The organism is Bradyrhizobium sp. CCBAU 25338, from assembly GCF_028128965.1.
In the GTDB taxonomy this organism is placed as follows: Bacteria; Pseudomonadota; Alphaproteobacteria; order Rhizobiales; family Xanthobacteraceae; genus Bradyrhizobium; species Bradyrhizobium liaoningense.
This window is the reverse complement of sequence record NZ_LFKY01000040.1, coordinates 369,287-395,033: the sequence shown is the minus strand read 5'-3', so window position 1 is coordinate 395,033 and position 25,747 is coordinate 369,287. Positions and strand designations below refer to the sequence as shown.

Here is a 25,747-nt window from a genome sequence, read left to right as displayed (position 1 = left end):
GCCACGAGGGCCATTTCAAAAGGCGCTCATGCTCATCGCGAAAATTACTCAAAATCAAATACTTAGAGCAATCATCGACGACGAGGACTGAAGTCGTTCGCCCTGACTCTTGGCTGAACCGGGATCTTTTAGCACGGCAAGGCGGAGGCGCCAGCGATTACCTTGCAGCGCCTCATTTGGCGTCCTTGGCCGCCACCGCCTGGCGATCGCGTGCCGCGGCGAGCTCGGCCTCGATCTTGGCGCGGCGCTCCGGCGGGATGATCGCCTCATCGCGGTCCGGCGGCAGGTCATGCACCGGCAGGTAAGTGCCGGGCTCCCTGACATGCGGCTGCGCATCCCCCGGCGTCAGATCCGCGAGCTGGCTCGAGCATCCGCCGAGAGCGAGCGCCGCGATCAGCAGCGCGCCGCAGATCGGCCGTGTCTTTTGCAGGTCCCATAACGCCAACACTTGGGAAATCCCCTACTCGTCCCAAAGCACGGCCCCGGGCAACCTTACCCAAGACCGCGCCCAAGCTCAAACCATTGCTGCCCACATGGTGCGAGCGAAAACAGCCCTTGCCCAACAAGACGAGCGGTGCGGCTCGATTGTGACGGAACCAAGAAGATTTGTCGCAGTGCAACACATCTTCGAGAGTGTTTAACGTCAAACATGCGAGCTTCGCGGTGACGAATACGGAATGAATCGTTACTGTTCTGCTCATGAGCATGGCCACAACCGACACGCCGAAATCCGGGACGAAGTTCGACGCGGAAGCCTTCGCGATGAATGTCGCGCGGGCGATGGAGAGCGGCGGTAAGGCGCTCGCCGCCTATCTCAAGCCGCGCGAGAGCGGCGAGGTGCAGGACCGCCCGCCGGCCGAGCTTGCCGAGGTCGTCAGGACCTTCACGTCGGTCGCCGAATACTGGCTGTCGGACACCTCCCGCTCCTCCGATCTGCAGACCAAGCTCGCGAAGGACTATCTCGACCTCTGGGGCTCGGCGGTGCGCCGCATGGCCGGTCAGGACGCCCAGCCCGCGATCGCGCCCTCGCCGCGCGACAAGCGCTTTGCCGATCCGGAATGGAAGTCGAACCAGTTCTTCGACTTCGTCATGCAGCTCTATCTGCTCACGACCAAATGGGCGCAGGAGCTGGTGCGCGATGCCGAAGGGCTCGATCCGCAGACCCGCCGCAAGGCGGAGTTTTACGTCCAGCAGGTCATCAACGCATTGTCGCCGTCCAACTTCGTGCTGACCAATCCGGAGGTGCTGCGCGAGACGGTGGCGAGCAGCGGCGAGAACCTCGCGCGCGGCTTGAAGATGCTGGCCGAGGACATCGCGGCCGGCAAGGGCATGCTGAAGATCCGCCAGTCCGATCCGGACAATCTCGTCGTCGGCGTCAACATGGCAACGACGCCGGGCAAGGTGATCTACCAGAACGAGATCATGCAGCTGATCCAGTACGCTCCGACCACGGAGAAGGTGCTGCGTACGCCGCTCCTGATCGTGCCGCCCTGGATCAACAAATTCTACATCCTCGATCTGAAGCCGGAGAAATCCTACATCAAGTGGTGCGTCGATCAGGGCGTCACCGTGTTCGTGATCTCATGGGTCAATCCCGACAAGCGGCTCGGCAACAAGAGCTGGGAAGCCTACATGAAGGAGGGCCCGCTCACGGCGATGGACGTGATCGAGAAGGTCACCGGCGAGATGAAGGTGCACACCGCCGGCTATTGCGTCGGCGGCACCATGCTCGCGACCACGCTCGCCTGGCTCGCCGAGAAGCGCCGCCAGCGCGTGTCGTCCGCGACGTTCTTCGCCGCCCAGATCGACTTCACCCATGCCGGCGATCTCCTCGTGTTCGTCGACGAGGAGCAGATCTCGGCGCTCGAGCAGGACATGAAGGCCGCCGGCGTGCTCGAAGGCTCGAAGATGGCGATGGCCTTCAACATGCTGCGCTCCAACGACCTGATCTGGTCTTATGTCGTCAGCAACTATCTGAAGGGCCAGCAGCCGAGCGCGTTCGACCTGTTGCACTGGAACTCGGACGCGACACGGATGACCGCAGCCAACCATTCCTATTACTTGCGCAATTGCTATCTGGAGAACCGGCTCTCCACCGGCACGATGGTGCTCGACAACACCCTGCTCGACCTCTCCAAGGTGAAGGTGCCCATCTACAATCTCGCCACCCGCGAGGACCACATCGCGCCCGCCGAATCGGTACTGTACGGCTCGCAGTTCTTCGGCGGTCCGGTGAAGTATGTCCTGTCCGGCTCGGGCCACATCGCCGGCGTGGTCAATCCGCCCGCCTTGAACAAGTACCAGTACTGGACCAACGACAACATCAAGGACGTCAGTATCGCGCAGTGGATGAAGGGCGCCGTGGAGCACAAGGGCTCGTGGTGGCCGGACTGGCGCCAATGGCTGGGCGAACTCGATCCCGAGGAAGTCCCGGCGCGCGCGGTCGGCAGCGAAGCATTCCCACCGATCGAGGACGCACCCGGCAGCTATGTCAGGGTTCGCGCATAGCGGAATCTCCCGCGCTTGTATAAGCTTGCTTGCAGCACCGCGACGACTGAGGGAACCGGACTATGACGCGCGAATTGTTCTGGCTGACACTGACGGTGATCCTGACCGGGATCCTCTGGATTCCCTACACCATCAATCGCTGCCAGGTTCGCGGGCTTAGCGGCGCCATGGCCAACCCGTCGCGCGGCGACAAGCCGCAGGCGGAGTGGGCGAACCGGCTGATGTTCGCGCATGACAACGCGGTCGAGAACCTCATCGTCTTCGCCCCGCTGGTTCTGATCCTGAATGCGATCGACTATTCCACGAAATGGACCGTGCTCGCCTGCGCCGTCTATTTCTGGTCGCGTGTCGCACATATCATCGTCTACACGATGGGAATCCCGGTGTTCCGCACCCTGGCCTTCACCGTCGGCTTCCTCGCGCAGGCCGTGCTGGCGCTGGCGATCTTCAATATCTTCTAGAGATCAGGCCGCGACCTTGCGAACGACGAGATGCAGCATGTTGGCCGGCGTCTTGTCGAAACTCTGGATCACGTTGGTTTCGGCTGACAGCGTGATCCACGGACCTGCGCCAGCGTAAGTCGCCTCGAGCCATTCGCGCGGCGGATAGTTGTAGTAGCGATCGAGGCTGTCGCGACCGTCACCCTCGCCCATCTTGTAGCTGGCGTAGAACACGCCTGAAGGCTTGAGCGCACGATGAATGCGCCCGAGGATGCCGGCAAGCTCATCGCGCGGGACGTGCAGGAGACAGGCACTGGCCCAGACGCCGTCATAGGCCTCCTGCGCGTCCAGCTGGTCGAACCGCATCGTCTCGACGGGATGACCGAGCCGCTGCGAGGCAATCTCGGCCATTTCAGGCGAACCGTCGGTCGCGCGCACCGAAAATCCTTCGGCCAGCATCACCGCCGCATGATTGCCGGCGCCGCAGCCCAGCTCGAGGATCGCGCCGCCGGATGGCAGCAGGGCCAGGAAGTCAAGCAGCCGCGTCGACGGTGCCTTCGCCCAGCCAGCATAGGACGCGGCATGGCCGCGGTAGAATTGCAAGGTCGCTTCGTCCACCGCAGTACCTCGTGTCATGGGAACAGCGCGATCTGCTCCAGCCCCGTCGTCTCGGGCAGCCCGAACATCAGGTTCATGTTCTGGATCGCCTGCCCGGCCGACCCCTTCACCAGATTGTCGAGCGTGGAAATCACGATCGCCCGGTTCTTAATCCGGTCGGCGACGACGCCGATCTGCACATAGTTAGAGCCGCGCACATTCTGGGTCTGCGGCAGCACGCCCTTCCTGGCGACATGCACGAAGGGCTCGTTGGCATAAGCCTGCTCCAGCACGGTTCGCAGATCGTCCGGCGTCGCGCCGTTGAGCTTGACGTAGGACGTGCAGAGTTCGCCGCGCGCCATCGGAATAAGATGCGGCGTGAAGTTGATCGTCACCGCGGAACCGGCGGCGACGCCGATCTCCTGCTCGATCTCGGGCGCGTGTCGGTGGGTGCCGACCGAATAGGGCGACAGCCCCTCGCCCGCCTCGCTGAACAACGTGTTCTGTTTCAGCCCGCGGCCGGCGCCGGTGACGCCCGATTTCGCGTCGATGACGATGTCGTCGATGTCGATCAGTTTGGCTTTCGCGAGCGGCACCAGCGCGAGCAGCGCCGCCGTGGGATAGCAGCCGGGACAGGCGACCAGCCGCGCCGATGTGATCTTCTCGCGATAAAATTCGGTCAGGCCATAGACCGCTTCGGCCTGCAATTCGAGCGCCCGGTGCTCGTGGCCGTACCATTGCGCATAGGTGTTCTTGTCCCGCAGCCTGAAATCGGCGGACATGTCGAGGACCTTGATTTTGGGATTTGCCTTGAGGACCGCGGCGATGATTTCCTGCGTGGTGCCGTGCGGCAGCCCGCAGAACACCGCATCGAGCTTGCTCCAGTCGACCTTTTCCCATTCCACCAGTTTCGGCAGGTTCAGCATGAAGAAATGCGGAAACACGTCGCCCATCGACTTGCCGGCGTGGGTGTTGGCGGTGAGCGTGACGATCTCGGCATCCGGATGCCGCGCCAACAGGCGCACCGCATCGGCCCCGGTGTAACCGGAGGCGCCGAGAATGCCGATCTTCTTCGAGCTCATCACGCGTCCCTTTCAGGCGTCATTGGATCGTCTTGCCGGGGTAGAAAGTTGCAGCGTCGCTTCCTTCCCCGGGCTGGCCTCGCGAGCAACGCTCGATCAGCTACTTGTCGGCAAGGCCCAGCATCAGCCGCATGTTCTGCACGGCTGCGCCGGAGGCGCCCTTGCCGAGATTGTCGAGCCGGGCAACCAGCAGTGCCTGATGGTACTTGTCGCTGGCGAAGACGTAGAGTTCGAGCATGTTGGTCTCGTTGAGCGCCTCCGGCTCGAGCCGGCCGGCCAAGGTCGCCTCGTTCTGGAGCGGCATCACCTTGACGTATTTCGAACCGGCGTAACGCTTTGCCATCGCCGCTTGCAGGTCGGCGCCGCCAATCTTGCCCGGCAGCATGTCGAGCTGCAGCGGCACCGAGACCAGCATGCCTTGCCGGTAGTTGCCGACCGAGGGAATGAAGATCGGGCGCCGCGTCAGGTTGGAGTAGAGCTGCATCTCCGGCAGATGCTTGTGCTCGAAGCCGAGGCCATAGAGCTCGAAGGACGGCGCACTGCCATCTTCGAAGCTCGCGATCATCGACTTGCCGCCCCCGGAATAGCCGCTCACGGCATTGACGGTGACGGGATAATCTGATGGCAGCAGGCCGGCATCGACGATCGGCCGCAGCAGTGCGATTGCGCCGGTCGGATAGCAGCCGGGATTGGAGACCTTCTTCGCCGCGCTGATCTTGCCGGCCTGGTCCGGCGTCAGCTCGGGAAAGCCGTAGGCCCAGTCCGGCGCGACCCGGTACGCAGTCGAGGCGTCCAGCACCTTCGGCGCAGACGTGCCCATGCTGTCGACCAGCGCAACGGTTTCCCTGGCGGCATCGTCGGGCAGGCAGAGGATGACGAGGTCCACCTCCTCCATCAGCGCCTTCTTGGCCGCGGGGTCCTTGCGCTTGTCGTCGGCAATGGTCTTCACCGCGACATCGCTCTGGAGCTTCAGCCGCTCGTTGATGCCGAGCCCTGTGGTGCCGGAGCCGCCGTCGACGAAGACGGTCGCGGGCTTCCTGGCCGCGCCCGTGGTCGAGGCTTTCGTGGTCTCAGCGAGGCTCATGGCGCGCTCCTTTCGAGCATGTTCGTATCGTCTGCGAAGATCTGCGGCCGGGTGTGCCGCATCAACCGTGAAATCTCTCTTGCGTCGCCGTCACCGGCGCCAAGCGCGTTGGCGATCGCCGCGAAATCGGCGTCCGATTTGTGCTGGTTGAGCTTGAAGCTGCCCTCGACCTCTTCAACCGTCATGACCAGGCCCACGATCGCCTTCTTCATCGCCTCGAACCGCCCGGCGGTCATCTTGCCCGACGTCCATGGCTTCTTCGGCAACAGCCAGCTCTCGAACTTTTCGCTGAGCGTGTCGACCTGCACCGACAGCTCGTCATCCGACAACAGCCGCACCGGCCCGCTCAGATGCACCGACTGGTAGAGCCAGGTCGGCACCTGATCCGGCGAGACGTACCAGTCCGGCGATACATAGGCATCTGGGCCGTTGACTGCGAGCAGCCAGGACGCAGCACCATCCGCCAGCTTTAGCAGCGGATTGTGACGGGCCAGATGAAAGGCGGCCTGCGGCGTGCCGTCAGCGGCATAGGTCAGGTAGAACGGCAATGGCGAGGCGATGGGCTTGTGGCCATCGAAGGCGCACATGGTCCCGAAGCCGCGCTCCTCGGCGAATTTCAGGCTCGCGGCGCGGTCCTGCTTGAAAAAGGGTGGCGTGTACATCGTGGTCTCCTGCTGGGCCTCCTTGGGGGCCGCCGGATCAGATCGCGCTGACAGGAGAGAGAATGCCGCGGATCGGATCCAGCGGCAAAGACGATGATCTCAAACGCGATCGACCGCCCAAACCGCTGAAGAGCGGCGGCGGCGACGGGCGAACAGGATGGTCGCGGCGTTGATCATGGCGCGCGGCTATAAGGCCAGATCGGGTTCCGGTCAAGGTGCCGGCGTCAGATGACGCGCCAGATCCATTCCATGAGCTTGGCGAGCACGTCGCCGAACAGCAGGAGCACGGCGGACCAGATCAGGGCCGAGACGAAATTGGCGGCCTGGAAGCTCCAATAAGGCATCTCGAAGATGCCGGCCGCAAGCGGCACGGAGGCGCGCAAGGGGCCGAAGAAGCGCCCGATGAAGATGCTGGGTATGCCCCAGCTGCGCACGAAAGCCTCGCCTCTGGGCAGCAGGTCCGGATAACGCGAGAGCGGCCACATCTGGGCAACCCTCTCCTTGTAGCGGTAGCCGAACCAGTAGGAGACCCAGTCGCCCAGCGCCGCGCCGAGGCCGCCGGCAATCCACACCGGAAAGAAACTGATGCCGCTGGCCCCGATCAGCGCACCGATGGCCACCAGCGCGCCCCAGGCCGGAACCAGCAACGAGATGAACGCAAGCGACTCCCCGAAGGCGAGCAGAAACACGATCGGTGCCGCCCAAGCCTGGTGAACGCGCACGAAATCAGCCAGGGCGTGCGCAAATTGCTCCATCAAAAATAGCCTTCCCGCCCCGTCTCAAGGTGCTGCTCGATGAAAAGGACTGGTAAGCCAAGCACTTGTGTGACATCAAGTCACAAAACCCGACATGACGCCCAACGAACCGTCAAATTGCCGGGAACTTGTGGGCCCTGCGGCGTAAAATCGCCGGGATTGGCTCCCAACCCACATCGCCAGCCCGCCGGCGGTAACCTTTCCAAGGCAGAAGTGGCATAGTCGGCCTAACCGATTCGCCGCCCATGCGGCCCTCAAAACGCATCAAGATATATGTCCAAGCAGTTGAAGCCAAAAGCAAAAGACGACTTTTTCGGCGGCGACGAGCCGAAACCTCGTGCCGCCAAGGCGGCGCCGCGCGGAAGCGGCGGGGAAGCCGATTACACGGCAGCCGACATCGAGGTGCTCGAAGGCCTGGAACCGGTGCGTCGCCGGCCTGGCATGTATATCGGCGGCACCGACGAGAAGGCGCTGCATCATCTGTTCGCCGAAGTCATCGACAACTCGATGGACGAGGCGCTCGCCGGCCACGCGACCTTCATTGAAGTCGATCTCGGCGCGGACGGGTTCCTGACCGTGACCGACAACGGCCGCGGCATCCCGATCGATCCTCACCCGAAATTCCCGAAGAAGTCGGCACTCGAAGTCATCATGTGCACCCTGCATTCGGGCGGCAAGTTCGACAGCAAGGTCTACGAGACCTCGGGCGGCCTGCACGGCGTCGGCATCTCCGTGGTGAACGCCCTCTCCTCGCGTCTTGAGGTCGAGGTCGCGCGCAGCCAGAAACTCTACCGCATGGCGTTCGAGCGCGGCCACCCGAAGGGGAAGCTCGAGGACCTCGGCAAGATCAACAACCGCCGCGGCACGCGCGTGCGCTTCAAGCCCGACACCGATATTTTCGGCGCCAAGGCCGCGTTCAAGCCGCAGCGCCTGTTCAAGATGACGCGCTCGAAAGCGTATCTGTTCGGTGGCGTCGAGATCCGCTGGAATTGCGCGCCCGAGCTGCTCAAGGGCATCGAGGACGTGCCGGCAGAGGCGACGTTCCACTTCCCCGGCGGCCTCAAGGATTATCTCGCCGCGGCGATCCACGCCGACACGCTGGTGCATCCCGACATCTTCTCGGGCAAGTCGGGCCGCAACGGCGCGCATGGCGCCTGCGAATGGGCCGTGGCCTGGACCGCGGATGCCGACGGATTCCTCTCCTCCTACACCAACACCGTGCCGACCCCGGATGGCGGCACGCACGAATCCGGCCTGCGCAGCGCGCTTTTGCGCGGCCTGAAGGATCACGCCGAGCGCGTCGGTCAGGGCAAGCGCGCCGCCTCCGTCACCTCGGAAGACGTGATGGTCGGCGCCGCCGTGATGCTGTCGGTGTTCGTGCGCGAGCCGGAATTCCAGGGCCAGACCAAGGATCGCCTCGCCACTGCAGAGGCGCAGCGCATCGTCGAGCAGGCGATGAAGGATCCGTTCGACCATTGGCTGTCGGGCAATCCGAACATGGCCAACCGGCTGCTCGACTTCGTGATCGACCGCGCCGAAGAACGGCTGCGGCGGCGGCAGGAGAAAGAGACCGCGCGAAAAACCGCCGGCAAGAAGCTGCGCCTGCCCGGCAAGCTCGCCGACTGCACCGACGCCGGCACCGATGGTTCGGAGCTGTTCATCGTCGAGGGTGACTCGGCCGGCGGCAGCGCCAAGCAGGCGCGCGACCGTAAGACCCAGGCCGTGCTGCCCCTGCGCGGCAAGATCCTCAACGTCGCTTCTGCCGGCAAGGACAAGCTGACGGCGAACGCCCAGCTCGCCGACCTCGTGCAGGCGATCGGCTGCGGAACGCTGGCGCAGTACCGCGAGGAGGATCTGCGCTACCAGCGCATCATCATCATGACCGATGCCGACGTCGACGGCGCGCACATCGCCTCGCTCCTGATCACCTTCTTCTATCGGCAGATGCCGCGGCTGATCGACGAGGGCCACCTCTTCCTCGCCGTGCCGCCGCTCTACAAGCTCACGCACGGCACCAAATCGGTCTACGCCCGCGACGACAAGCACAAGGACGAGCTGATCAAGACCGCGTTCAACGCCAACGCCAAGGTCGAGGTGAACCGCTTCAAAGGTCTCGGCGAAATGATGCCGGCGCAGCTCAAGGAAACCACCATGGATCCGAGCAAGCGGACGCTGCTCAAGGTGGTCCTGCTCGCGGACGACCGCGACACCACCGCGGATTCCGTGGAGCGGCTGATGGGCACCAAGGCCGAGGCGCGCTTCGCCTTCATCTCCGACAAGGCCGAATTTGCCAGCGAAGAGCTGCTGGACGTCTGAGGGATTGGTCCGTGCCGGGCGCGCCAGCTACAAGCTCGGTCGTCCGGTGGTGGCGAAGTACTGCGCCGCCGCTTCTTCGAAAACCAGCCCCGGCCTCGGCCGGGGCTTTTTGCTTTTTGGCTCCTCCAAGTCGGCCACGGCGTGGACGACTCGATTCGCGCTGGACCGGGCGACTCGGCCAACGACTCAGGAGCTCAAACGCCGAGCCAGGATTGCCTCCATTTCGAACAAAGCCGGATTTGCTAACGACAGGTTACCCGAAATCGAAGTCTTGAGACCTCAAATAATACATTGAAACATATGACATATTATGGATTCGAGCGGCAGCATTCGAAATACCCAAGCACCGGCGTTTTCCGGCGACTGTGCCTGCCCGGCAACAGCATTTCGGCGAGAACCATCTATAGTCTGGTCATCAGATGACACGAACTTCAGCGCGCTCGCGCCTGCTACGACAGATCAAGGTTGGGGATTTGACATGAAGAAGACTTTGCTCGCTCTGACCGCGGTTGCGGCGATGACCGGTTCGGCCTCGGCGGCTGACCTTGGCGCCCGTCCCTATGCGAAGGCCCCGATGCCTGCGCCCGTTGCCAACTGGACCGGTTTCTACGTGTTCGGCGGTGGCGGTGGCGGCCTCTCGAATGCCGACCAGAGCGTTGTCGACACCGCCACGGGCACCCCGCTGACGATCACCCAGCGCCAGGGCGGCTCGGGCTGGTTCGGCACCGTTGGCGCCGGCTACGACTGGCAGTTCAGCGGCACCTGGGTCGCTGGTGTGTTCGCCGACGGTCAGTTCGGCAGCATCCGCGCCACCATCCAGGATCCGACCCTCGGCATCACTGGCAACCAGAAGCTGGAGACCTCCTGGGCGGCGGGTGTTCGCCTCGGTTGGCTGGTCGCCCCGAACGTTCTCTCCTACGTCAACGGCGGTTACTCGGGCGCTCACTTCGGCCAGACCAACTTCACCACGCTGGGCGGCACTCCCGTGGGCGTCCACCTCAGCAGCTACGATCGGCATGGCTGGTTCGTGGGCGGCGGCGTCGAGAACAGCCTGAACATCTTCGGCATCACCTCGCCCGGCTGGTTCATGAAGACCGAGTATCGTTCGGCCTTCTACAATGCCAAGACTCAGGACGAACTGTTCGACGGCACCAACCTTCCGGTGGGCAACAGCATCCGTGCCAACAGCTGGAACCAGACGATCTCGACCTCGCTGGTCTACCGCTTCAACTGGACCGGTCCGGTCGTCGCGAAGTACTGATCCGATCTCACGATCAAACGTCAAAGCCCCGGCATCGCCGGGGCTTTTTCGTTTTGGGCCGAGCGGCCGAGGCTCGCCTGCAATGACGTGTACGGCGAGCCGCGCTCCGCCCGCCGACTATCGGCACTGCCGATCGCCCAGCCGCGAATTGCCTTTCCAGGGACACGCTTCCTCCCCCGCCGGCAGCTTGCGCCGGTGCCGCCATTGTATCCACACCGAAGCTACGGTTAGTGTGCGCTCAAGCTTTCGGGGCGGCGGCGATCCTTCATCGTCGCGCCGCTGACAGAAGCGGACCGGTGGGAGGAATGCATGCGCAGATTTCTGCTGGTCGCAGGCCTGCTTGCGACTGCCATCGGGCTGCTCTGGATCGGACAGGGCACGGGCACCGTTCCGTGGCCGCGATCGAGCTTCATGGTCAACCAGCTGCACTGGGCCGGCTACGGCGCTGCCATGACCGGCTTCGGGCTGGTGTTGATTTGGCTGAGTAACCAATAAGATAAACCAGGGAATGAAAGCATGACATCCAGCCGGTTCGATCTTCGCGGCAAGGTCGCCATCGTCACGGGAGGCAATGGCGGCATCGGCCTCGGCATGGCGCGTGGCCTTGCCGATGCCGGCGCCGATATCGCCGTGGTCGGACGCAACGAGACCAAGTCCGCCGCGGCTGTCGCCGATCTCAGACAGCGCGGCGTGAAGGCGATCGCCGTCGCCACCGACGTGACCGACAAAGCGGCGGTCGCGGCGATGATCGAGCGCGTCGTCGGGGAGCTCGGCCGCATCGACGTCCTCATCAACAACGCCGGCATGAGCATCCGCAAGCCGCCGCACGAGCTCGAGCTCGACGAGTGGAACAAGGTGATCGACACCAACCTCACCAGCGCCTTCGTATGCTCGAAGCTGGCCTATCCGGCGCTGAAGGCGTCCGGCAACGGCAAGGTGATCAATATCGGTTCGATGATGTCGATCTTCGGCGCGAGCTTCGCGACGGCCTATGCCGCGAGCAAGGGCGGCATCGTGCAGTACACCCGCGCCTGCGCCAACGCCTGGGCGCCCGACAACATCCAGGTCAACGCCATCCTGCCGGGCTGGATCGACACCGACCTCACCCGCGGCGCGCGGCAGCAGGTGTCGGGGCTGCACGAGCGCGTGCTGGCGCGCACGCCTGCGGGGCGTTGGGGCGACATCGACGACTTCGCCGGCATCGCCGTGTTCCTCGCTTCGCCCGCGTCGAACTTCGTCACGGGCACAGCGATCCCCGTCGACGGAGGCTTCTCGGTGATGGCCTGAGGCCGGGCCTGCCGCAATCAAACGACACAAAAAAGAAGCCCCGGACCAGGCCGGGGCTTTTGAAATTTGCAGTGCGTTTCTTGATCGTTGGTCGCGTTGCGTCGACGTGCTCAGTAGCGGCCGATGGTCGGTGCGTCGAACTTGTAGCTCGCGCGCACGACGGCCCACTGGATATCGCGCGGCTTGGCATCGAAGGTGTAGTTACCCGAGGTGCCGCCGAGCTGATAGGTCTGGCTGCCGAAGGCCGCATAGTTGTATTCGAGGCCGACGATCCAGTTGCGGGTGACGCCGTATTCCCAGCCGGCGCCGACGGTCCAGCCGTTGGCCCAGTGAGTCTGCTCCCCCGAACCCGTCGCCACACCGACGGTGTCGGAGACCGAGAGACGGTTGTTCACGCCGGCATAGCCGCCCTTGACGTAGAACAGGTTGTTCTGCACGGCGAAGCCGGCGCGACCGACGACGGTCGCGAGCACGTTGGCGCGCCAGGAGAACACGTCGTCCGCGGCGCCAAACACGTTGTTGACGACCGTGCCCTTGTTGTCGAGGCCGGAGATCGTCCCTTCCACGCCGAACACGTAGTTGTTGGCCTGCCAGTTGTAGCCGATCTGGGCGCCACCCATGATGCCCGAGTTGCGCTGACGGAAGCTATCACCCGGCGAAAGATCGCCGAACGGCGCGCCGGTCCCGTTGTTGGTGAACTGCTCGTTGGTCCAGGCGCCACCGATATGGCCGCCGACATAGAAGCCGGTCCAGTTGAACAGCGGCTCGACATAGGCGGGCGCCTTCGTGTAGCGCGCACCGAGATCGGCGGCGGAAGCCGCGCCGGTCGAAACCAGAGCTGTCGTGCAGGCGAAGGCGGCAATCAATTTACTACGCATGGTACACCCCGTGTCCTTTGATGGGCGCACGGTCACAGACGGCTCTTACTAAAAATGAAATCAACACGGTTAACGTGGCGGATGAGCACGCATCGGCCCGAGAATGCGTCGGCGCTGTTGCAGACGCGCAACGCGCCACGCGCGATTTAGCACGGCGTTATCCCTACCAGGTCCACGCTAGTATCCCGGTGCGGCCCTCGAATGCACGTGCTCGGACCGCACGCCGAGCGCAAGCAGGCGCGCCGGAATGCCCTGAAGCCACGGCAGCGCGGTGACGAGGCGCACGACCAGCGGCACTTTGAGCGGCCGATCGCTGCCCTGCAAGGCGCCGCTGATGATGTTGTTCTGCACGATCACCTGCATTGCTTGCGTCATCTTCACCGGAAATTCGCGTCGGCGCCTGATAGCATCGAGCTCGTCCTCGGTCGGGCAGCCGCGCTGAAGCTTGTCCGCCAGCAGATTGGCGGTCGCGACCGCGTCCTGCACGGCGAGATTGACGCCGACGCCGCCGACCGGCGACATCGCATGTGCGGCGTCGCCGATGCACAGCAGGCCCGGCTGAGTCCAGCGCTTGAGACGGTTGATCGCGACCGTGAGCAGCTTGATATCGTCGAAGCTCTTCACCTCGGCAATGCCGGATCGAAGGATCGGCGCCATGCGCACGACGTCATCGAGCAACGCCTGCAATCCCCTCGCCTTCACCGCATCGTACCGTCCCTTGGCGATGACATAGGCGCATTGCCAATAGTCGCCGCGATCGAAAGTGATCATCATCTTGCCCGGCTCGACCCGCGCGAACACGTTCTCGGTCTCGTCGGGTCTGCGGCCGGCGCGGAACCAGAGCACGTCCATCGGCGCACCGATCTCCTCGACCTCAAGGCCAGCACGCTCGCGCACGGTCGAATGCCGGCCGTCGCAGGCAATGGTGAGATCGGCCTCGATGTCGATAATGCCGTCACGTGCTTTCGCCCGTACGCCGGCGACGGTCTCGCCGCGGCGGATCAGATCGATCGCCTCCGTGCTCATCATCACATCGAGCGAGGCAAAGCGCCGGCCGGCCTCGCGCAGGAAGTTCAGGAAGTCCCATTGCGGCATGAAGGCGATGAAGGGGTATTTGGTATGGAGCCGGCTGAGATCGGCGATGCGCACCGGCGTGCCGCCGAACAAGCCGTCCATCTTCTGCAAGCGCTGATGCGGCAGCTTCAGGAAGCCGTCGATCAGGCCGAGCTCGTCCATCACCTGAAGCGTCGAGGGATGCACGGTGTCGCCGCGGAAGTCGCGGAAGAAATCCGCATGCTTCTCCAGCACCACCACGTCGATCCCGGCCCGCCCCAGGAGATAGCCGAGCATCATGCCCGCCGGCCCGCCGCCGACGACGCAGCAGCGGACCTTCATGGTGCGGTTTGGTTGTCGGTCGGATGTCATTGCCGCCGCGATTCAAGTATCGATCAAGATATGCCTGACGATACTAGCGCGATTCAGTCCGAAGGCAGTCTCAATTTGCAGCAATAGCCCGCCGCGGCCGGTTCGCAGCAGCACCAACGCCCGCAGAGCGCGAGCCTTTGCCTGAAACCAGGATGACTATTTCTGGTCCTCGTTGCTGGTCCCGGTGCCCGGACTGCCGATCGGCAACCCATTGGGCGCATGACCGACACCCGAGTTTCGCTCGGCTTGCGCCGCCGCGGGCGTCTTCCCGGTCGTGGTCGGGGGCTGAACGTTCGGATTGTTCAGGCTGTTGTTAGTATTGACGTTCGCTCCGGTCGTGGTGCCATGCGTCCCCATTCCCGAGGGAGCCGACGGCCCCGAGTTGGCGCTGCTGGATGACGTGCCCATTCCGGCGCCTGAGCTGGCCGCAGATCCCGCGCTGGCGCCACCGGTACCCGCGCCGGCACCGCCGCCCGCACCACCGCCGCCGGCTCCACCTCCCCCTTGCGCAAAGGCGGCCGTCGACAGCGCGGCACAAGCGATGGTTACGAAGATGGATTTGCAGATCATGAATCGTCTCCCTGGTTTGACAGACAATCCAGGTGACCAATGAGTTGTTCCTTCCGCGGGAGATCGACGTTCGCTTGCCTCAGGGCTTCGACGACTTCCGTTCCCATGGGCGCTTGCCGTCGGCGTCGCGATCCCAGGGTCGCGTGATCGGAGCCAGCTTCTCATCCTCGGCGGCCTTCGCGCGGTCCGCCTGGACGCGTTCACGGTCGGTGAGTGGCGGCGCTGTGGGGGCTGGATTCGTTTGGGCCAGCACCGGAAGCGTCGTAACGAGCGCGACGATGATGAATTTTGTCATCCCTGGCTCTAGCACTTCCACCTTGGCCTGTCCGATTTAAGTTCGTCCACTCCGTAGGCTGATCCCGTCAGGCTGAACAGCGCATCAATAATTACTGCGGTTCGCGCTACGAAAACTCTTGATCTCCGAGACGCTGCCGTCCCGGTAGGTCAGTTCCACCGAGACGGACTGCGTGCTTGGCGCGAGCTTCATGTAGAGCGGCATGCCGGCGGTGACCGCGCTGGGATCGCGCATGTCGCAAGGCGGCATCTTCAGCACCTGGTTGGGCACGGCGGTGTCGATGCCGATGCGCACCTCGCGGATGGCGCAGCGGTAAGACACGAGGTGGGTGTAATAGACCAGCAGACCGTTGAACTCGCGGAACGACAGCCAACTCGTCGCGGTCATGTCCAGGATCTTGCGCTGGTCGCGGATCAACGCGGCCTCGGGATCGAACCTGATCGGGAACGGTCCCTGCATCTCGCCGGACTGATCGACATAGCGGACCTCGATGGTGCCGGCCTGCGCATCAGGCGGCAGCTCGATCGACGGGTTCGGCATCCGCTTGCGCGTGCGCGGATCGAGCGTGTCGATGAATCCGGTCTCGCGGAAATCGCCCTTGCCGGCCATACGCCAGGAAATGCCGAGCGTCGGGTCGGCAAAGGAGAACGTAACGCTCCAGCCGCCATTGTGCCGCGAGAAGCTCGCGATCGGCGCGTTGATGGTCTCCTCCTTCGGCATCTGTGGCACCGACACCGGCGGCAGTGCCGCAAGCTTCTGCGGCGGCGGATCGGCCGGACGCGCGGCCACATCCTTCGCCATGCCGCTGAGAAAGACGTCGTCGACCATCTGGTCGAAATAGACCGGCACCTGCCTGTGCTTGACCGTGTCGGCCATTTCGCTGACGGCACGGCGCGTGCGTTGCGCCACCTGGACGAGGTTCTCGCCGGGCTGGAGCAACTCCTTGGCGAAAGTGCGCGTGAACACCGAATTCGGATTGGTATCGTCGTTGGACAGACGATCGAGCGCGGTCTGGCGAGGTCCTGCCAAGAACACCGAGAACACGCCTTCGGGCAGTTGCGTCATCGGCGCGAGCCCGCCGCCGCCGGCGACCGCGCGGGTGCCCTTGCGCTCGAACGGGTTGTTGCGGCAGGCGTCGAACACCAGGATCGAGGTCCGCACCTTCTTGTTCTGAAGGCGCTCGACGATGCGGTCGGCCAGGATCGAGGCGTCACGCACCAGCTCTTCCTGACCTTCGGTCGCCGCCGGCACGTCGGTCGGCAGCAGATAGTTCTGGCCGGCGATCTCGAAGCCGTGCCCGGCGTAGAAAAAGAACGCCGTGTCGCCGGGCTCGATTGCCTTGTCGAAGGCGAGCAGCGTCTCCGAGAATTGCTGCCGGCTCTGGTTCTCCGCGACCATTACCGAGAAACCGAGCTGCTTCAGCGTGTCGCCCATGGTGCGGGCGTCGTTGACGGCCTTGAGCAGCTTCGGGACGTTCCTGTAGTCGTTGTTGCCGACGACGAGCGCGACGCGCTTCTCGGCATAGGCAGGCGCTGCGAAGCCGCTCAGGCTCGCCGCGAGGCCAAGGGCCGCCAGAATTCCGAAAAGCCGACGCGTCATCGCAAAATTTCCCTGCAGAACGGCCCTGCGCCGGTTCCTTCGAACAGCAGTTCACGGGATCCCCTGCCGCTGTGTGATAGTCGGCCCAGAGGCAACGACGGTTCAAGGGCCCTGGGCGCCGATTCCTCGATCTGGCTCTGGCAGATTGCGTTGGAATCTGGTTCTTCTTGGACGATTTCGCCGGAAGTGAGGGGCAGCCGTGTTTCGCTGGTGTACGGACGAGGTGGAGCCACACGACCGCTTCGAGTATTGGCGCGAGGTGCGCGCCAAGGGATTGTTCGGCGTTACCGCCGAGCTCGAGCGCGAACGGCGAACGAACTTCTTCGGCGAATTCTCGCTGCGCCAGCTTGGCGGGGCCGGCCTCGTCGAGCTGAAGGCCTCGCCCTACGCGGTCGAGCGCAGCACGTCCGACATCGCCAACGCCCCGGGTGACGCAATCTGCGTCTACCAGCAGCTCGGCAGCGGTGGCTGGTTCGGCGGCATGCGCGCAAGCGACTTTTCCATCGCCAACGGCAGCTTCGCCACCAGCCATACCGACCTGCCTTACCGCACCGCGCCACAGGGCTCCGGGGGCTTTCACCTGCGGATCCTGAAGATTCCCGTGAGCAGCATCCCGACGCAGGACAAGCGCATGCGGGAGCTTGCGCCCCGGACGTTCAACGATCCGACCCTGGCGCCCCTGCTCGCTGCCTGCTTTGCCGATCTCGGCGAGGCCGCCGCGGATGATGCCGCCGCCGCTGCCGATGCGCCCCCTCTCGTCCAGACCTCCCTGGTTCAAGCTTTGGCCCATCTGGCGCTGATCGAGCGCGGTATCGTGCGGCCCGGCAGCCGGCGCGGCCAGGCCGCGCTGCGAACCGCGCGCCTGTCGCAGGCCCGCCGCTTGATCGCCCGCCACCTGCAAAACCCAAACCTGGCGCCGACCATGGTGGCCGACCTGCTCGGCGTGTCCGTGCGTCACCTGCACATGCTGTTCGAGACAGCCGAGAAGAGCTTCTCGCAGACCGTGACCGACGAGCGCCTGAAGCGGAGCCGCCGCCTGATGCGCGAGGCGCCGGAGCGGCTGATCGCCGACATCGCGACGTCCTGCGGTTTCGAGAGCCTGGCGACCTACTACCGGGTCTTCAACGCCGCCCATGGCATGGCGCCCGGCGACTTCCGGGCCAGGGGTTCGGATGGCCTTTAGCCGTCGTCTAGCGATTGCCGCCGGACCGACGGGCAGAGCAGAAAATCCCAGCCGCGCCCGCGATTTGGGCAAAAACCTCAGGTTTTTTAGGGCCTTCCCGCGCCTGCTCCATTGACTTTGGCCAATTCCCCCCTATGTTCCAGTGCGACGCGGCTCAGATCGACGAGCGATTCCTGAGCCTTGCGCTTTGTTCGCGTGAGTCAGCACCCCCAGCTTCTTCGAGAGCGCGCCGTTTCGGGGTGGAACGCGACAGCCTTAATTACCCTCGATTCCGAACGGCGGTTTCGACCAGAGGCTCAATGTCCTTTTCAAATCTCGGACTGTCCGAAAAAGTCCTCGCCGCAGTGGCGGCTACCGGTTACACCACTCCCACCCCCATCCAGGAACAGGCGATCCCTCACGTCCTCGCACGCAAGGACGTGCTCGGCATCGCCCAGACCGGCACCGGCAAGACCGCGGCCTTCGTGCTGCCGATGCTCACCATCCTCGAGAAGGGCAGAGCCCGGGCGCGCATGCCGCGCACCCTGATCCTCGAGCCGACCCGCGAGCTTGCGGCGCAGGTGAAGGAAAACTTCGACCGCTACGGCGCTGGCCAGAAACTCAACGTCGCCCTCCTGATCGGCGGCGTCTCCTTCGGCGATCAGGATGCCAAGCTGATGCGCGGCGTCGACGTGCTGATCGCAACCCCCGGCCGCCTGCTCGATCACACTGAGCGCGGCGGCCTGCTCCTCACCGGGGTCGAGCTGCTCGTCATCGACGAAGCCGATCGCATGCTGGATATGGGCTTCATTCCCGACATCGAGCGCATCTGCAAGCTCGTCCCGTTCACGCGGCAGACCCTGTTCTTCACCGCGACCATGCCGCCGGAAATCCGGCGCATCACCGAAGCCTTCCTGCACAATCCGCAGAAGATCGAGGTCTCCCGGCCCGCCACCACCGCCGTCACCGTCACGCAAGCCCAGGTGCCTGCCGGACGCGAGGCGCACGAGAAGCGCGAGCTGCTTCGCCGCCTGCTGCGGGAGGCCAAGGACCTCAAGAACGCGATCATCTTCTGCAATCGCAAGCGCGAGGTCGCCATCGTTCACAAGTCGCTTCAGAAGCACGGCTTCAGCGTCGGCGCGCTGCACGGCGACATGGACCAGTCGGCCCGCACGGCGGCACTCGAACAGTTCCGAAAGGGTGAGCTGCCGCTGCTCGTCGCCTCCGACGTCGCCGCCCGCGGCCTCGATATTCCCGAGGTCAGCCACGTCTTCAATTTCGACGTTCCCCATCACGCCGACGACTACGTTCATCGTATCGGCCGCACCGGTCGCGCCGGCCGCACCGGCACCGCGATCTCGATCGTGACACCACTCGACCAGAAGTCGATGGTCGCGATCGAAAAGCTGATCGGCCAGAGCATTCCGCGCGTCGAAGGTGATTACGAAGTCCCGGCCGAGGCATCCGATGCGAGCGAGCGTCCGCGCGAGCAGCGCGGCCGTGAACGTTCACGCGGCGGTCGCGGCAAGCCGCAGCGCGGCCGCGACCGTGAGCGCAGCGTCGAGCCGCGCGAGGCGCGAGGCGAGGCAAGACATGCCTCTGAATCGAGGCCTTCTTCGGAGGCGCGACAGCCCGCCGAATCACGGCATCGGTCCGACGACAAGCGCCGGGCTGAGCCGCGTCGCGAGGCGCGCCAGCAGGCCAACATCTCGCATGTCCCCTCGATCGGCCGTCCCGAACCGCGCCGCCAGCGCGAAGTCGACACCGAGCCGGGCGATCACTCGCATCTGCCGGCGTTTCTGCTGCGGCCGGTACGCTCGCCCGCCGGCGCCTGAAGCGCAACGCTTCAGATTTCGGTTGAGCAAACCCGCGGCACACCTTATTAGACGCCTTCGTGAACGTATATTTACGGGGCGTTCACGATCGTCCGTTAGCCTACGAACATAATTTAAGCATTGCTGCGGTCGGGGGCGCGCCGGCCGCTGTGGGGTATGTTCTGTGATCAAGGTGCTCGATGAACACGAACGCACGATGGCGTTCGCCGAGGTGGCGCTCGGTCAGATCCGATCGCTTCGGCAGACGGCAATTCCCCGCAATTACGAGATCTGGTACGTCTACGCCACCGGCTACAACGCGCCGCTCAACAAGATCATCAACGAGACGCTGGCGCGCAGCGGCAAGCTGACCGAAGCCGATCTCGAGCAGATCTACGAGACCTATCTCTCCCACATCAAGACCACCGACCGCATCGACAAGGTCGGCGCGCGCGTCATCGGCGAGATCGACGACGTGATGAAGGTCCTGGGCGACGCGCTCGGCATGACCAGCGCCTACGACGCCAGCCTGTCGGGCGCGACCGAGAAACTGTCGTCGGCCAAGAGCCGCGACCAGCTCAAGACGATCGTCGAGGCCCTGCTGCGCTCGACCAGCGAGATGCGCGAGACCAACAAGGCGCTGGAAGACCGGCTCACGCTGTCGAAGAACGAGATCAGCAATCTCCAGCAGAGCCTGGAAGCGATCCGCGCCGAGAGCCTGACCGACCCCCTCACCGGCCTCGGCAACCGCAAGTATTTCGACCGCATGATCGGCATGGCCGTGCAGAACGCGCTCGCCTCGGGCGAGCCGCTGTCGCTGCTGCTGTTCGACATCGACCACTTCAAGTCGTTCAACGATTCCTACGGCCATCTCACCGGCGACCAGGTGCTGCGGCTCGTCGGCCTTTCGATGAAGCAGACCATCAAGGGCCAGGATATCACCGCACGCTATGGCGGCGAGGAATTCGCGGTCGTGCTGCCCAACACCGCGCTGCGCCAGGCTCTCACGGTGGCCGACCACATCCGTCGCGCCGTGATGGCGAAGGAATTGAAGAAGAAGTCGACGGGCGAGATCCTCGGCCGCGTCACCATCTCCGTCGGCGTCTCCATGCTCAAGGAGGGCGACGACACCGACGCGCTGATCGAGCGTGCGGATGCCTGCCTCTACGCCGCCAAGCGCAATGGCCGCAACCGCGTGATCTGCGAAGCCGATCCGGAATACGCGGCCGAGACACCCAGCCGCGTGGCGTAGGTTTTCGCAATGCTCCCGATCGGGCTATGTCGGTTGTCGGGCCCGCACCCGCCTTCGCTCTGGGAGCTACGGCCGACGAGTCGCTTTGCCCGTCCTACGCGGCAGCCGCTTGAAACTCTTCCGTGACGAACGACATCTGAAGCTGCATCATCGGCCTCCTGTACCCGGGCCCGCAAAGGACATGTCGTCTTGTCCAATCCTCACGATTTCCATACGCCGCAACCGTCCTACACCAAGGACGAACTGCTGAGATCGAGCGAAGGCGGCTATTTCGGCCCAGGCAATGCGCAATTGCCGGCGCCGCCGATGCTGATGATGGACCGCATCACCGAGATCAGCATGGACGGTGGCGCATACGGCAAGGGCCATATCGTCGGCGAGTTCGACATCGCGCCGGGCCACTGGTTCTTCGATTGCCATTTCCACGGCGACCCGATGATGCCGGCCTCCTTGGGCCTCGACGCCATGTGGCAGATGATCGGCTACTGGCTTGGCTGGTCAGGCTCGCCGGGTAAAGGCCGCGCCATCGGCGTCGGCGAGGTTGAGTGCACGGGCACGGTCACACCGGACGCAAAACGCGTGCGTTACGAGGTCGCCATGCGCATGGTCCGCCGCGGCAAGCTGGTACTCGGAATTGCCGATGGCCAAGTGCTTGCCGATGGCGTTTGCGTGTTCACCGCCAAGGACATGAGAGTCGGCCTGACCAAGGCCGTGGATTGATGCTCGTAGAGTCGGCATAGGCGCGCAAGCCATGCCCAGCATCTCTATCCTGGACGGTGGGCACGCTTTGCTTTGCCCACGTTGCGAACGGCCTTTTTGGCGGTCTTCTTGGCGGGCCGCTTCTTCGCAACGGGCTTCTTCGGCTCCACTTTCTTCGCCGCCGGCTTCTTCGCCTTCGGCCGCTTCTTCACCTTGGCGCGTTGGGCCGCGGCGAGGGCCGCCCTCGCCCATTGTGCAAGCTCTGCAGAATCATCGAACAGGCGTGCTGGCAACTCCCAGTAGGAGTTGACCACCACGGTCTTGGCGCGGGTCGAGTACTGGAACGGCTTTGAGCCTTCGGCCTCGAAGTCCGGAATGGTCACGTCGTCGGCACGGAAGAACAGGCCGGCGCGCAAGGACAGCGCGAAATTGACGCCGTCGGCGGAGATGCCGTAGCCCGAGAACATCTTGCGGATGGTGACAGGGCCGAAATCAGCGAACAGGTCGATCAGGAATTCGCGGTCCATACGCACCCTCGTGCCCCGGACGCAGCGCAGCGTGTAACGATGCGCTGCTGAGCCGGGGCCCAGTCTTCTGCATCCATTACTATAGCGTGGGTCCCGGTTCTGCGCAGCAGCGCGAGGGCGCTGCTGCGCGTCCGGGACACGAGAGTGTTGAGAAGGCGCTATCCGTCGATCTTGGCCGGACGCAGCTCGACCGATTCGCCGCAGCCGCAGGCGGAGACCTGGTTGGGATTGTTGAAGACGAACTGGGCCTGCATCTTGTCGGCCTTGTAGTCCATCTCGGTGCCGAGCAGGAACAGCACGGCCTTGGGATCGACGAGGATCTTGACGCCCTTGTCCTCGACGACCTCGTCGGTCGGCCGGATCTCGTGGGCGTATTCGACCGAGTAGGACTGACCGGCACAGCCGCCATTCTTCACGCCGACGCGGAGACCTACGATCTCGGAATCGGCACGCTGGGTCAGCTCGCTGATGCGCTGGGCGGCGGCGTCCGTCAGCCGCATTACCTGCGGGCGCGGCCGCCGTGGCTTCGGAGTGGATGCTGGTGTCGAGCCTGACGAAATTTGGGTCATATCAGTGATGTGGTCCGTTGCGGCGCGAATTCAATGCCCGTGGTGGCGTCACCACATGTTGAGCACGAGCCGCGCCTCGTCGCTCATGCGTTCCGGCGACCACGGCGGCTCCCAGACGACCTTGACGTCGACCACGCCGACGCCAGGGACGCTGGCGACCGCGTTCTCGACCATGGTCGGCAGTTCGCCGGCGGCCGGGCAGTTCGGCGTCGTCAGCGTCATCAGCACGTCGACCGAGCGGTCGTCCTTGATCTCGACCTTGTAGATCAGGCCGAGCTCGTAGATGTCGGCCGGAATCTCCGGATCGAAGACGGTCTTGAGCCCGGCGATGATCTCGGTGGTCAGACGCTCGGTCTCCTCCGGCGGCAGCGCCGAATGGGTCTCCATCGGATTGGCTTTGATTTCGGCCGTGTCACTCATGCGAACAAATCCCGCGCTTTCAGCAGCGCCTGTGCCAGATGATCGACTTCTTCCCGAGTATTATACATGCCGAACGAGGCCCGGCACGTCGCGGTCACGTTGAACCGCTCTAAAAGCGGCATCACGCAATGGGTGCCGGCGCGCACCGCGATGCCCTGGCGGTCGATCACGGTGGCGACGTCATGGGCATGCGCGCCCTTGAGCTCGAAGGAGATCACCGGGCCCTTGCCCCGCGCCGTGCCGATCAGCCGCAGCGAGTTGATCTCGCGCAGGCGTTCCTGGGCATAGGTGGTGAGATCGTGCTCGTGCGCGGCGATGCGCTCCTTGCCGATCGAATTGACATAGTCGATGGCGGCGCCAAGGCCGACGGCCTCGACGATTGGCGGGGTGCCGGCTTCGAACTTGTGGGGCGGGTCGCCGTAGGTGACGATGTCGCGCGAGACCTCGCGGATCATCTCGCCGCCGCCATTGTAGGGGCGCATCGCGACGAGATGGTCGTACTTGGCCCAGAGCACGCCGATGCCGGTCGGGCCATACACTTTGTGACCGGTGAAGACGTAGAAATCGCAGCCGATGTCCTGGACGTCGACCGGCAGATGCACCGCGCCCTGGCTGCCGTCGACCAGCACCGGAACGCCGCGGGCATGGGCGATCTTGACGACGTCCTTGACCGGCACGATGGTGCCGAGCGCGTTCGACATCTGCGTAATCGCGACCAGCTTGGTCTTCGGCGTCAGCAGCTTCTCGAACTCGTCGATGAGGAAATTGCCCTCGTCGTCGACCGGCGCCCACTTGATCACGGCACCCTGGCGTTCCCTGAGGAAATGCCAGGGAACAATGTTGGAGTGGTGCTCCATGATCGAGATGACGACCTCGTCGCCTTCCCCGATGTTCGGCCTGCCCCAAGACGAGGCGACCAGGTTGATCGCCTCCGTCGCGTTGCGGGTGAAGATCACTTCTTCCGTACGCGGCGCGTTGATGAACTGCGCGACCTTGGTGCGGCCGCCCTCGTACGCTTCGGTCGCGGCATTGGCGAGATAGTGCAGGCCGCGATGCACGTTGGCGTATTCGCTCGTGTAGGCCTGCGTCATGCGGTCGAGCACCGACTGCGGCTTCTGCGCGGATGCCGCGTTGTCGAGATAGACCAGCTTCTTGCCGTAGACCTGCAAAGCGAGCGCCGGGAAATCCTGGCGCACGCGCGCGACGTCATAAGCGCCGTTCTTGACCGCCGGATGCGTGCTCATGACCGCCGCTCCAGCCAGCGCTCGGCCATGCCGATCACATGCTCGCGCAAACCATCGTCGGCGATCTGCTCGATCGCCTCGCCCACGAAGGCCTGGATCAGCAGCGCCTGGGCCTGCTTCTCCGGCAGGCCGCGGGCCTTCAGATAGAACAACAAGGTGTCGTCCAGCGCGCCGGCGGTGGCGCCGTGGCCGCAGGAGACGTCGTCGGCGAAGATCTCGAGCTCGGGCTTGTTGTCGGCCTCGGCCTCGTCCGAGAGCAGCAGCGCGCGCGTCATCATCTTGCCGTCGGTCTTCTGCGCGTCGGGACGGACGATGATGCGGCCCTGGAACACCGAATGGGCGCGATCGTCGACCACCGCGCGGAAGATCTCGCGGCTAACGCAGTTCGGCACGGCATGGTCGACGACCAGCGTGGTGTCGCCATGCTCGGTCTTCTGCAACAGGTTCACGCCGTTGATCGAGAGCTCGCTGCCCTCGCCCGCCAGCGTGATGAAACCTTGCAGCCGGCTGACAGCTGCGCCGATGGTCATGTTGAAGAAATTGAGCTTGGTGTTGGCACCGACGGTGACGAACTGCGAGGTGATGTTCACCGCATCGGGCGCATCGTCCATCAGACGGATATGGGCGACGTCGGCGTCGTCGCCGACCGTCACAAGCACGGCGTCATTGACCTGGTAGGTCCTTGCACCGGCCGCGACGAAACTTTCGATGATGGTGGCGCGGGCGCCCTTCCCGACTTTCACTTGCGAGCGAGTGAAGGCCGAGGCCGCAGCGGCAGTCGCCACATGGATGATCTGGACCGGCGCAGACAGCTGCGCACCATCCGCAATCGACAGCACCACGCCGTCGGTCGCCAGCGCCGCGTTCAGCGCGATCACGGCATCGGTGGATACGGTCTTCAGGAGGCCGGCATCCTTCTCCAGCGCCTCCCGCAGCGTCGTGAGGCTCACTTCGGATGCGAGCGCCTTCACGTCGGAGAGCTCGGCCGCGAAAACGCCGTCGACCAGCACCAGCTTGCAGGCGCCTGCGATCCCATGCGCGTTCACGGCCTCCGCAGCGCGCTTCAGCGCGGCCGCATCGGGTGCGGCCGCTAGCGGCAGCACCTCACCGACCAGCGCACGCAGATCGGTGTATTTCCATTCCTCGATCCGGCGATGCGGCAGGCCGAGACGCTCATAGCTCTCGAACGCCTCGCGGCGCGCCGCGATCACATCAGGCGATCCCGGCAAGCGGCCTTCGGCGCTGGCGAAGAGATCGCTCACCGCGCGGCCACTTCCGGTCTTTGCCACAGCAACGTTCAT

The 25,747-nt window shown here is 64.3% G+C and carries 26 protein-coding genes; 10 read left to right on the top strand and 16 right to left on the bottom strand.

The window, feature by feature from the left end:
• Positions 1–172 precede the first annotated feature (172 nt).
• Positions 173–448, bottom strand: coding sequence for a hypothetical protein (locus ACM42_RS26300; RefSeq protein WP_271530600.1), 276 nt, complete (start codon positions 446–448; stop codon positions 173–175).
• Positions 449–699: 251 nt separating this feature from the next.
• On the opposite strand from ACM42_RS26300, the gene ACM42_RS26295 reads away from it, so the two are divergent.
• Both ACM42_RS26295 and ACM42_RS26290 read left to right on the top strand, forming a co-directional pair.
• Positions 700–2,508, top strand: a complete 1,809-nt coding sequence (locus ACM42_RS26295; RefSeq protein ID WP_271530599.1) for a PHA/PHB synthase family protein — start codon at positions 700–702, stop codon at positions 2,506–2,508.
• Between the two features lie 62 nt (positions 2,509–2,570).
• Complete coding sequence (locus tag ACM42_RS26290) at positions 2,571–2,969, top strand: MAPEG family protein (protein WP_271530598.1); 399 nt, start codon at positions 2,571–2,573, stop codon at positions 2,967–2,969.
• A 3-nt stretch (positions 2,970–2,972) separates the two neighbouring features.
• Here the strand turns inward: ACM42_RS26290 and ACM42_RS26285 are convergent, their stop codons facing one another.
• The 5 genes from ACM42_RS26285 to ACM42_RS26265 form a co-directional block, all read right to left on the bottom strand.
• The gene (locus tag ACM42_RS26285; protein WP_028177572.1) at positions 2,973–3,566 is read right to left on the bottom strand and encodes a class I SAM-dependent methyltransferase; all 594 of its coding nucleotides are present in this window, start codon (positions 3,564–3,566) and stop codon (positions 2,973–2,975) included.
• 14 nt (positions 3,567–3,580) lie between these two features.
• Positions 3,581–4,627, bottom strand: coding sequence for an N-acetyl-gamma-glutamyl-phosphate reductase (gene argC / locus ACM42_RS26280; RefSeq protein WP_271530597.1), 1,047 nt, complete (start codon positions 4,625–4,627; stop codon positions 3,581–3,583).
• A gap of 100 nt (positions 4,628–4,727) precedes the next feature.
• Positions 4,728–5,711, bottom strand: coding sequence for an N-acetyl-gamma-glutamyl-phosphate reductase (argC, locus tag ACM42_RS26275; RefSeq protein ID WP_271530596.1), 984 nt, complete (start codon positions 5,709–5,711; stop codon positions 4,728–4,730).
• Positions 5,708–6,373: an FMN-binding negative transcriptional regulator gene (locus tag ACM42_RS26270; protein WP_271530595.1), complete on the bottom strand. Its 666-nt coding sequence runs from the start codon at positions 6,371–6,373 to the stop codon at positions 5,708–5,710. The genes argC (ACM42_RS26275) and ACM42_RS26270 overlap by 4 nt, the downstream gene beginning before the upstream one ends.
• Before the next feature lie 224 nt (positions 6,374–6,597).
• A complete protein-coding gene (locus ACM42_RS26265; protein ID WP_239623433.1) occupies positions 6,598–7,128 on the bottom strand; it encodes a DedA family protein in 531 nt (176 codons plus the stop codon).
• A gap of 273 nt (positions 7,129–7,401) precedes the next feature.
• On the opposite strand from ACM42_RS26265, the gene parE reads away from it, so the two are divergent.
• From parE to ACM42_RS26245, 4 genes are all read left to right on the top strand, one after another.
• Entirely contained in the window at positions 7,402–9,444 is a 2,043-nt protein-coding gene (gene parE / locus ACM42_RS26260) for a DNA topoisomerase IV subunit B (protein WP_271530594.1), read from the top strand.
• Between the two features lie 478 nt (positions 9,445–9,922).
• The gene (locus tag ACM42_RS26255; protein WP_271530593.1) at positions 9,923–10,705 is read left to right on the top strand and encodes an outer membrane protein; all 783 of its coding nucleotides are present in this window, start codon (positions 9,923–9,925) and stop codon (positions 10,703–10,705) included.
• A 309-nt stretch (positions 10,706–11,014) separates the two neighbouring features.
• Positions 11,015–11,200, top strand: a complete 186-nt coding sequence (locus tag ACM42_RS26250) for a hypothetical protein (RefSeq protein ID WP_271530592.1) — start codon at positions 11,015–11,017, stop codon at positions 11,198–11,200.
• Between the two features lie 21 nt (positions 11,201–11,221).
• Positions 11,222–11,992: an SDR family NAD(P)-dependent oxidoreductase gene (locus ACM42_RS26245; protein ID WP_239623430.1), complete on the top strand. Its 771-nt coding sequence runs from the start codon at positions 11,222–11,224 to the stop codon at positions 11,990–11,992.
• 110 nt (positions 11,993–12,102) lie between these two features.
• On the opposite strand, the gene ACM42_RS26240 is transcribed toward ACM42_RS26245, so the two are convergent.
• From ACM42_RS26240 to ACM42_RS26220, 5 genes are all read right to left on the bottom strand, one after another.
• Entirely contained in the window at positions 12,103–12,870 is a 768-nt protein-coding gene (locus ACM42_RS26240; RefSeq protein ID WP_271530591.1) for an outer membrane protein, read from the bottom strand.
• 177 nt (positions 12,871–13,047) lie between these two features.
• Positions 13,048–14,295: an FAD-dependent oxidoreductase gene (locus ACM42_RS26235; protein WP_271530590.1), complete on the bottom strand. Its 1,248-nt coding sequence runs from the start codon at positions 14,293–14,295 to the stop codon at positions 13,048–13,050.
• Between the two features lie 156 nt (positions 14,296–14,451).
• Positions 14,452–14,865 (bottom strand): hypothetical protein, encoded by a 414-nt coding sequence (locus ACM42_RS26230; protein WP_271530589.1) that lies wholly within the window; start codon positions 14,863–14,865, stop codon positions 14,452–14,454.
• Between the two features lie 79 nt (positions 14,866–14,944).
• The gene (locus tag ACM42_RS26225; RefSeq protein ID WP_271530588.1) at positions 14,945–15,160 is read right to left on the bottom strand and encodes a hypothetical protein; all 216 of its coding nucleotides are present in this window, start codon (positions 15,158–15,160) and stop codon (positions 14,945–14,947) included.
• An 84-nt stretch (positions 15,161–15,244) separates the two neighbouring features.
• Positions 15,245–16,759: a caspase family protein gene (locus tag ACM42_RS26220; protein ID WP_271530587.1), complete on the bottom strand. Its 1,515-nt coding sequence runs from the start codon at positions 16,757–16,759 to the stop codon at positions 15,245–15,247.
• Between the two features lie 199 nt (positions 16,760–16,958).
• On the opposite strand from ACM42_RS26220, the gene ACM42_RS26215 reads away from it, so the two are divergent.
• The 4 genes from ACM42_RS26215 to fabA all read left to right on the top strand — a co-directional run bounded on the left by ACM42_RS26215 (position 16,959) and on the right by fabA (position 21,707).
• Complete coding sequence (locus tag ACM42_RS26215; protein WP_271530586.1) at positions 16,959–17,942, top strand: helix-turn-helix domain-containing protein; 984 nt, start codon at positions 16,959–16,961, stop codon at positions 17,940–17,942.
• Between the two features lie 299 nt (positions 17,943–18,241).
• Entirely contained in the window at positions 18,242–19,756 is a 1,515-nt protein-coding gene (locus ACM42_RS26210; RefSeq protein ID WP_271530585.1) for a DEAD/DEAH box helicase, read from the top strand.
• A 163-nt stretch (positions 19,757–19,919) separates the two neighbouring features.
• On the top strand, positions 19,920–20,987 hold the full coding sequence (locus ACM42_RS26205) for a GGDEF domain-containing protein (protein ID WP_271530584.1): 1,068 nt from the start codon (positions 19,920–19,922) through the stop codon (positions 20,985–20,987).
• A gap of 189 nt (positions 20,988–21,176) precedes the next feature.
• Positions 21,177–21,707: a bifunctional 3-hydroxydecanoyl-ACP dehydratase/trans-2-decenoyl-ACP isomerase gene (gene fabA / locus ACM42_RS26200; RefSeq protein ID WP_271530583.1), complete on the top strand. Its 531-nt coding sequence runs from the start codon at positions 21,177–21,179 to the stop codon at positions 21,705–21,707.
• 44 nt (positions 21,708–21,751) lie between these two features.
• Here the strand turns inward: fabA and ACM42_RS26195 are convergent, their stop codons facing one another.
• From ACM42_RS26195 to sufD, 5 genes are all read right to left on the bottom strand, one after another.
• Positions 21,752–22,213: a TfoX/Sxy family protein gene (locus ACM42_RS26195; RefSeq protein WP_271530582.1), complete on the bottom strand. Its 462-nt coding sequence runs from the start codon at positions 22,211–22,213 to the stop codon at positions 21,752–21,754.
• A gap of 158 nt (positions 22,214–22,371) precedes the next feature.
• Positions 22,372–22,782, bottom strand: coding sequence for a HesB/IscA family protein (locus ACM42_RS26190; RefSeq protein ID WP_271530581.1), 411 nt, complete (start codon positions 22,780–22,782; stop codon positions 22,372–22,374).
• A 48-nt stretch (positions 22,783–22,830) separates the two neighbouring features.
• Positions 22,831–23,202, bottom strand: a complete 372-nt coding sequence (locus ACM42_RS26185; RefSeq protein WP_028177247.1) for an SUF system Fe-S cluster assembly protein — start codon at positions 23,200–23,202, stop codon at positions 22,831–22,833.
• Positions 23,199–24,446 carry a cysteine desulfurase gene (locus ACM42_RS26180; RefSeq protein WP_271530580.1) on the bottom strand — a complete coding sequence of 416 codons (1,248 nt, stop codon included), beginning with the start codon at positions 24,444–24,446 and terminating at the stop codon, positions 23,199–23,201. The genes ACM42_RS26185 and ACM42_RS26180 overlap by 4 nt, the downstream gene beginning before the upstream one ends.
• Positions 24,443–25,747: a Fe-S cluster assembly protein SufD gene (sufD, locus tag ACM42_RS26175; protein ID WP_271530579.1), complete on the bottom strand. Its 1,305-nt coding sequence runs from the start codon at positions 25,745–25,747 to the stop codon at positions 24,443–24,445. Before sufD ends, ACM42_RS26180 begins: the two co-directional genes overlap by 4 nt.

Bases quoted from the DNA above. Each gene is read 5' to 3' on its own strand.
- ACM42_RS26220 (WP_271530587.1), bottom strand. From the start codon at position 16,759: ATGACGCGTCGGCTTTTCGGAATTCTGGCGGCCCTTGGCCTCGCGGCG.
- ACM42_RS26180 (WP_271530580.1), bottom strand. From the start codon at position 24,446: ATGAGCACGCATCCGGCGGTCAAGAACGGCGCTTATGACGTCGCGCGC.
- ACM42_RS26225 (WP_271530588.1), bottom strand. From the start codon at position 15,160: ATGACAAAATTCATCATCGTCGCGCTCGTTACGACGCTTCCGGTGCTG.
- ACM42_RS26185 (WP_028177247.1), bottom strand. From the start codon at position 23,202: ATGAGTGACACGGCCGAAATCAAAGCCAATCCGATGGAGACCCATTCG.
- ACM42_RS26255 (WP_271530593.1), top strand. From the start codon at position 9,923: ATGAAGAAGACTTTGCTCGCTCTGACCGCGGTTGCGGCGATGACCGGT.
- ACM42_RS26270 (WP_271530595.1), bottom strand. From the start codon at position 6,373: ATGTACACGCCACCCTTTTTCAAGCAGGACCGCGCCGCGAGCCTGAAA.
- argC (WP_271530596.1), bottom strand. From the start codon at position 5,711: ATGAGCCTCGCTGAGACCACGAAAGCCTCGACCACGGGCGCGGCCAGG.
- ACM42_RS26245 (WP_239623430.1), top strand. From the start codon at position 11,222: ATGACATCCAGCCGGTTCGATCTTCGCGGCAAGGTCGCCATCGTCACG.
- ACM42_RS26195 (WP_271530582.1), bottom strand. From the start codon at position 22,213: ATGGACCGCGAATTCCTGATCGACCTGTTCGCTGATTTCGGCCCTGTC.
- argC (WP_271530597.1), bottom strand. From the start codon at position 4,627: ATGAGCTCGAAGAAGATCGGCATTCTCGGCGCCTCCGGTTACACCGGG.
- sufD (WP_271530579.1), bottom strand. From the start codon at position 25,747: ATGAACGTTGCTGTGGCAAAGACCGGAAGTGGCCGCGCGGTGAGCGAT.
- parE (WP_271530594.1), top strand. From the start codon at position 7,402: ATGTCCAAGCAGTTGAAGCCAAAAGCAAAAGACGACTTTTTCGGCGGC.
- ACM42_RS26250 (WP_271530592.1), top strand. From the start codon at position 11,015: ATGCGCAGATTTCTGCTGGTCGCAGGCCTGCTTGCGACTGCCATCGGG.
- ACM42_RS26235 (WP_271530590.1), bottom strand. From the start codon at position 14,295: ATGACATCCGACCGACAACCAAACCGCACCATGAAGGTCCGCTGCTGC.
- ACM42_RS26230 (WP_271530589.1), bottom strand. From the start codon at position 14,865: ATGATCTGCAAATCCATCTTCGTAACCATCGCTTGTGCCGCGCTGTCG.
- ACM42_RS26210 (WP_271530585.1), top strand. From the start codon at position 18,242: ATGTCCTTTTCAAATCTCGGACTGTCCGAAAAAGTCCTCGCCGCAGTG.
- ACM42_RS26265 (WP_239623433.1), bottom strand. From the start codon at position 7,128: ATGGAGCAATTTGCGCACGCCCTGGCTGATTTCGTGCGCGTTCACCAG.
- ACM42_RS26240 (WP_271530591.1), bottom strand. From the start codon at position 12,870: ATGCGTAGTAAATTGATTGCCGCCTTCGCCTGCACGACAGCTCTGGTT.
- ACM42_RS26290 (WP_271530598.1), top strand. From the start codon at position 2,571: ATGACGCGCGAATTGTTCTGGCTGACACTGACGGTGATCCTGACCGGG.
- ACM42_RS26190 (WP_271530581.1), bottom strand. From the start codon at position 22,782: ATGACCCAAATTTCGTCAGGCTCGACACCAGCATCCACTCCGAAGCCA.
- ACM42_RS26295 (WP_271530599.1), top strand. From the start codon at position 700: ATGAGCATGGCCACAACCGACACGCCGAAATCCGGGACGAAGTTCGAC.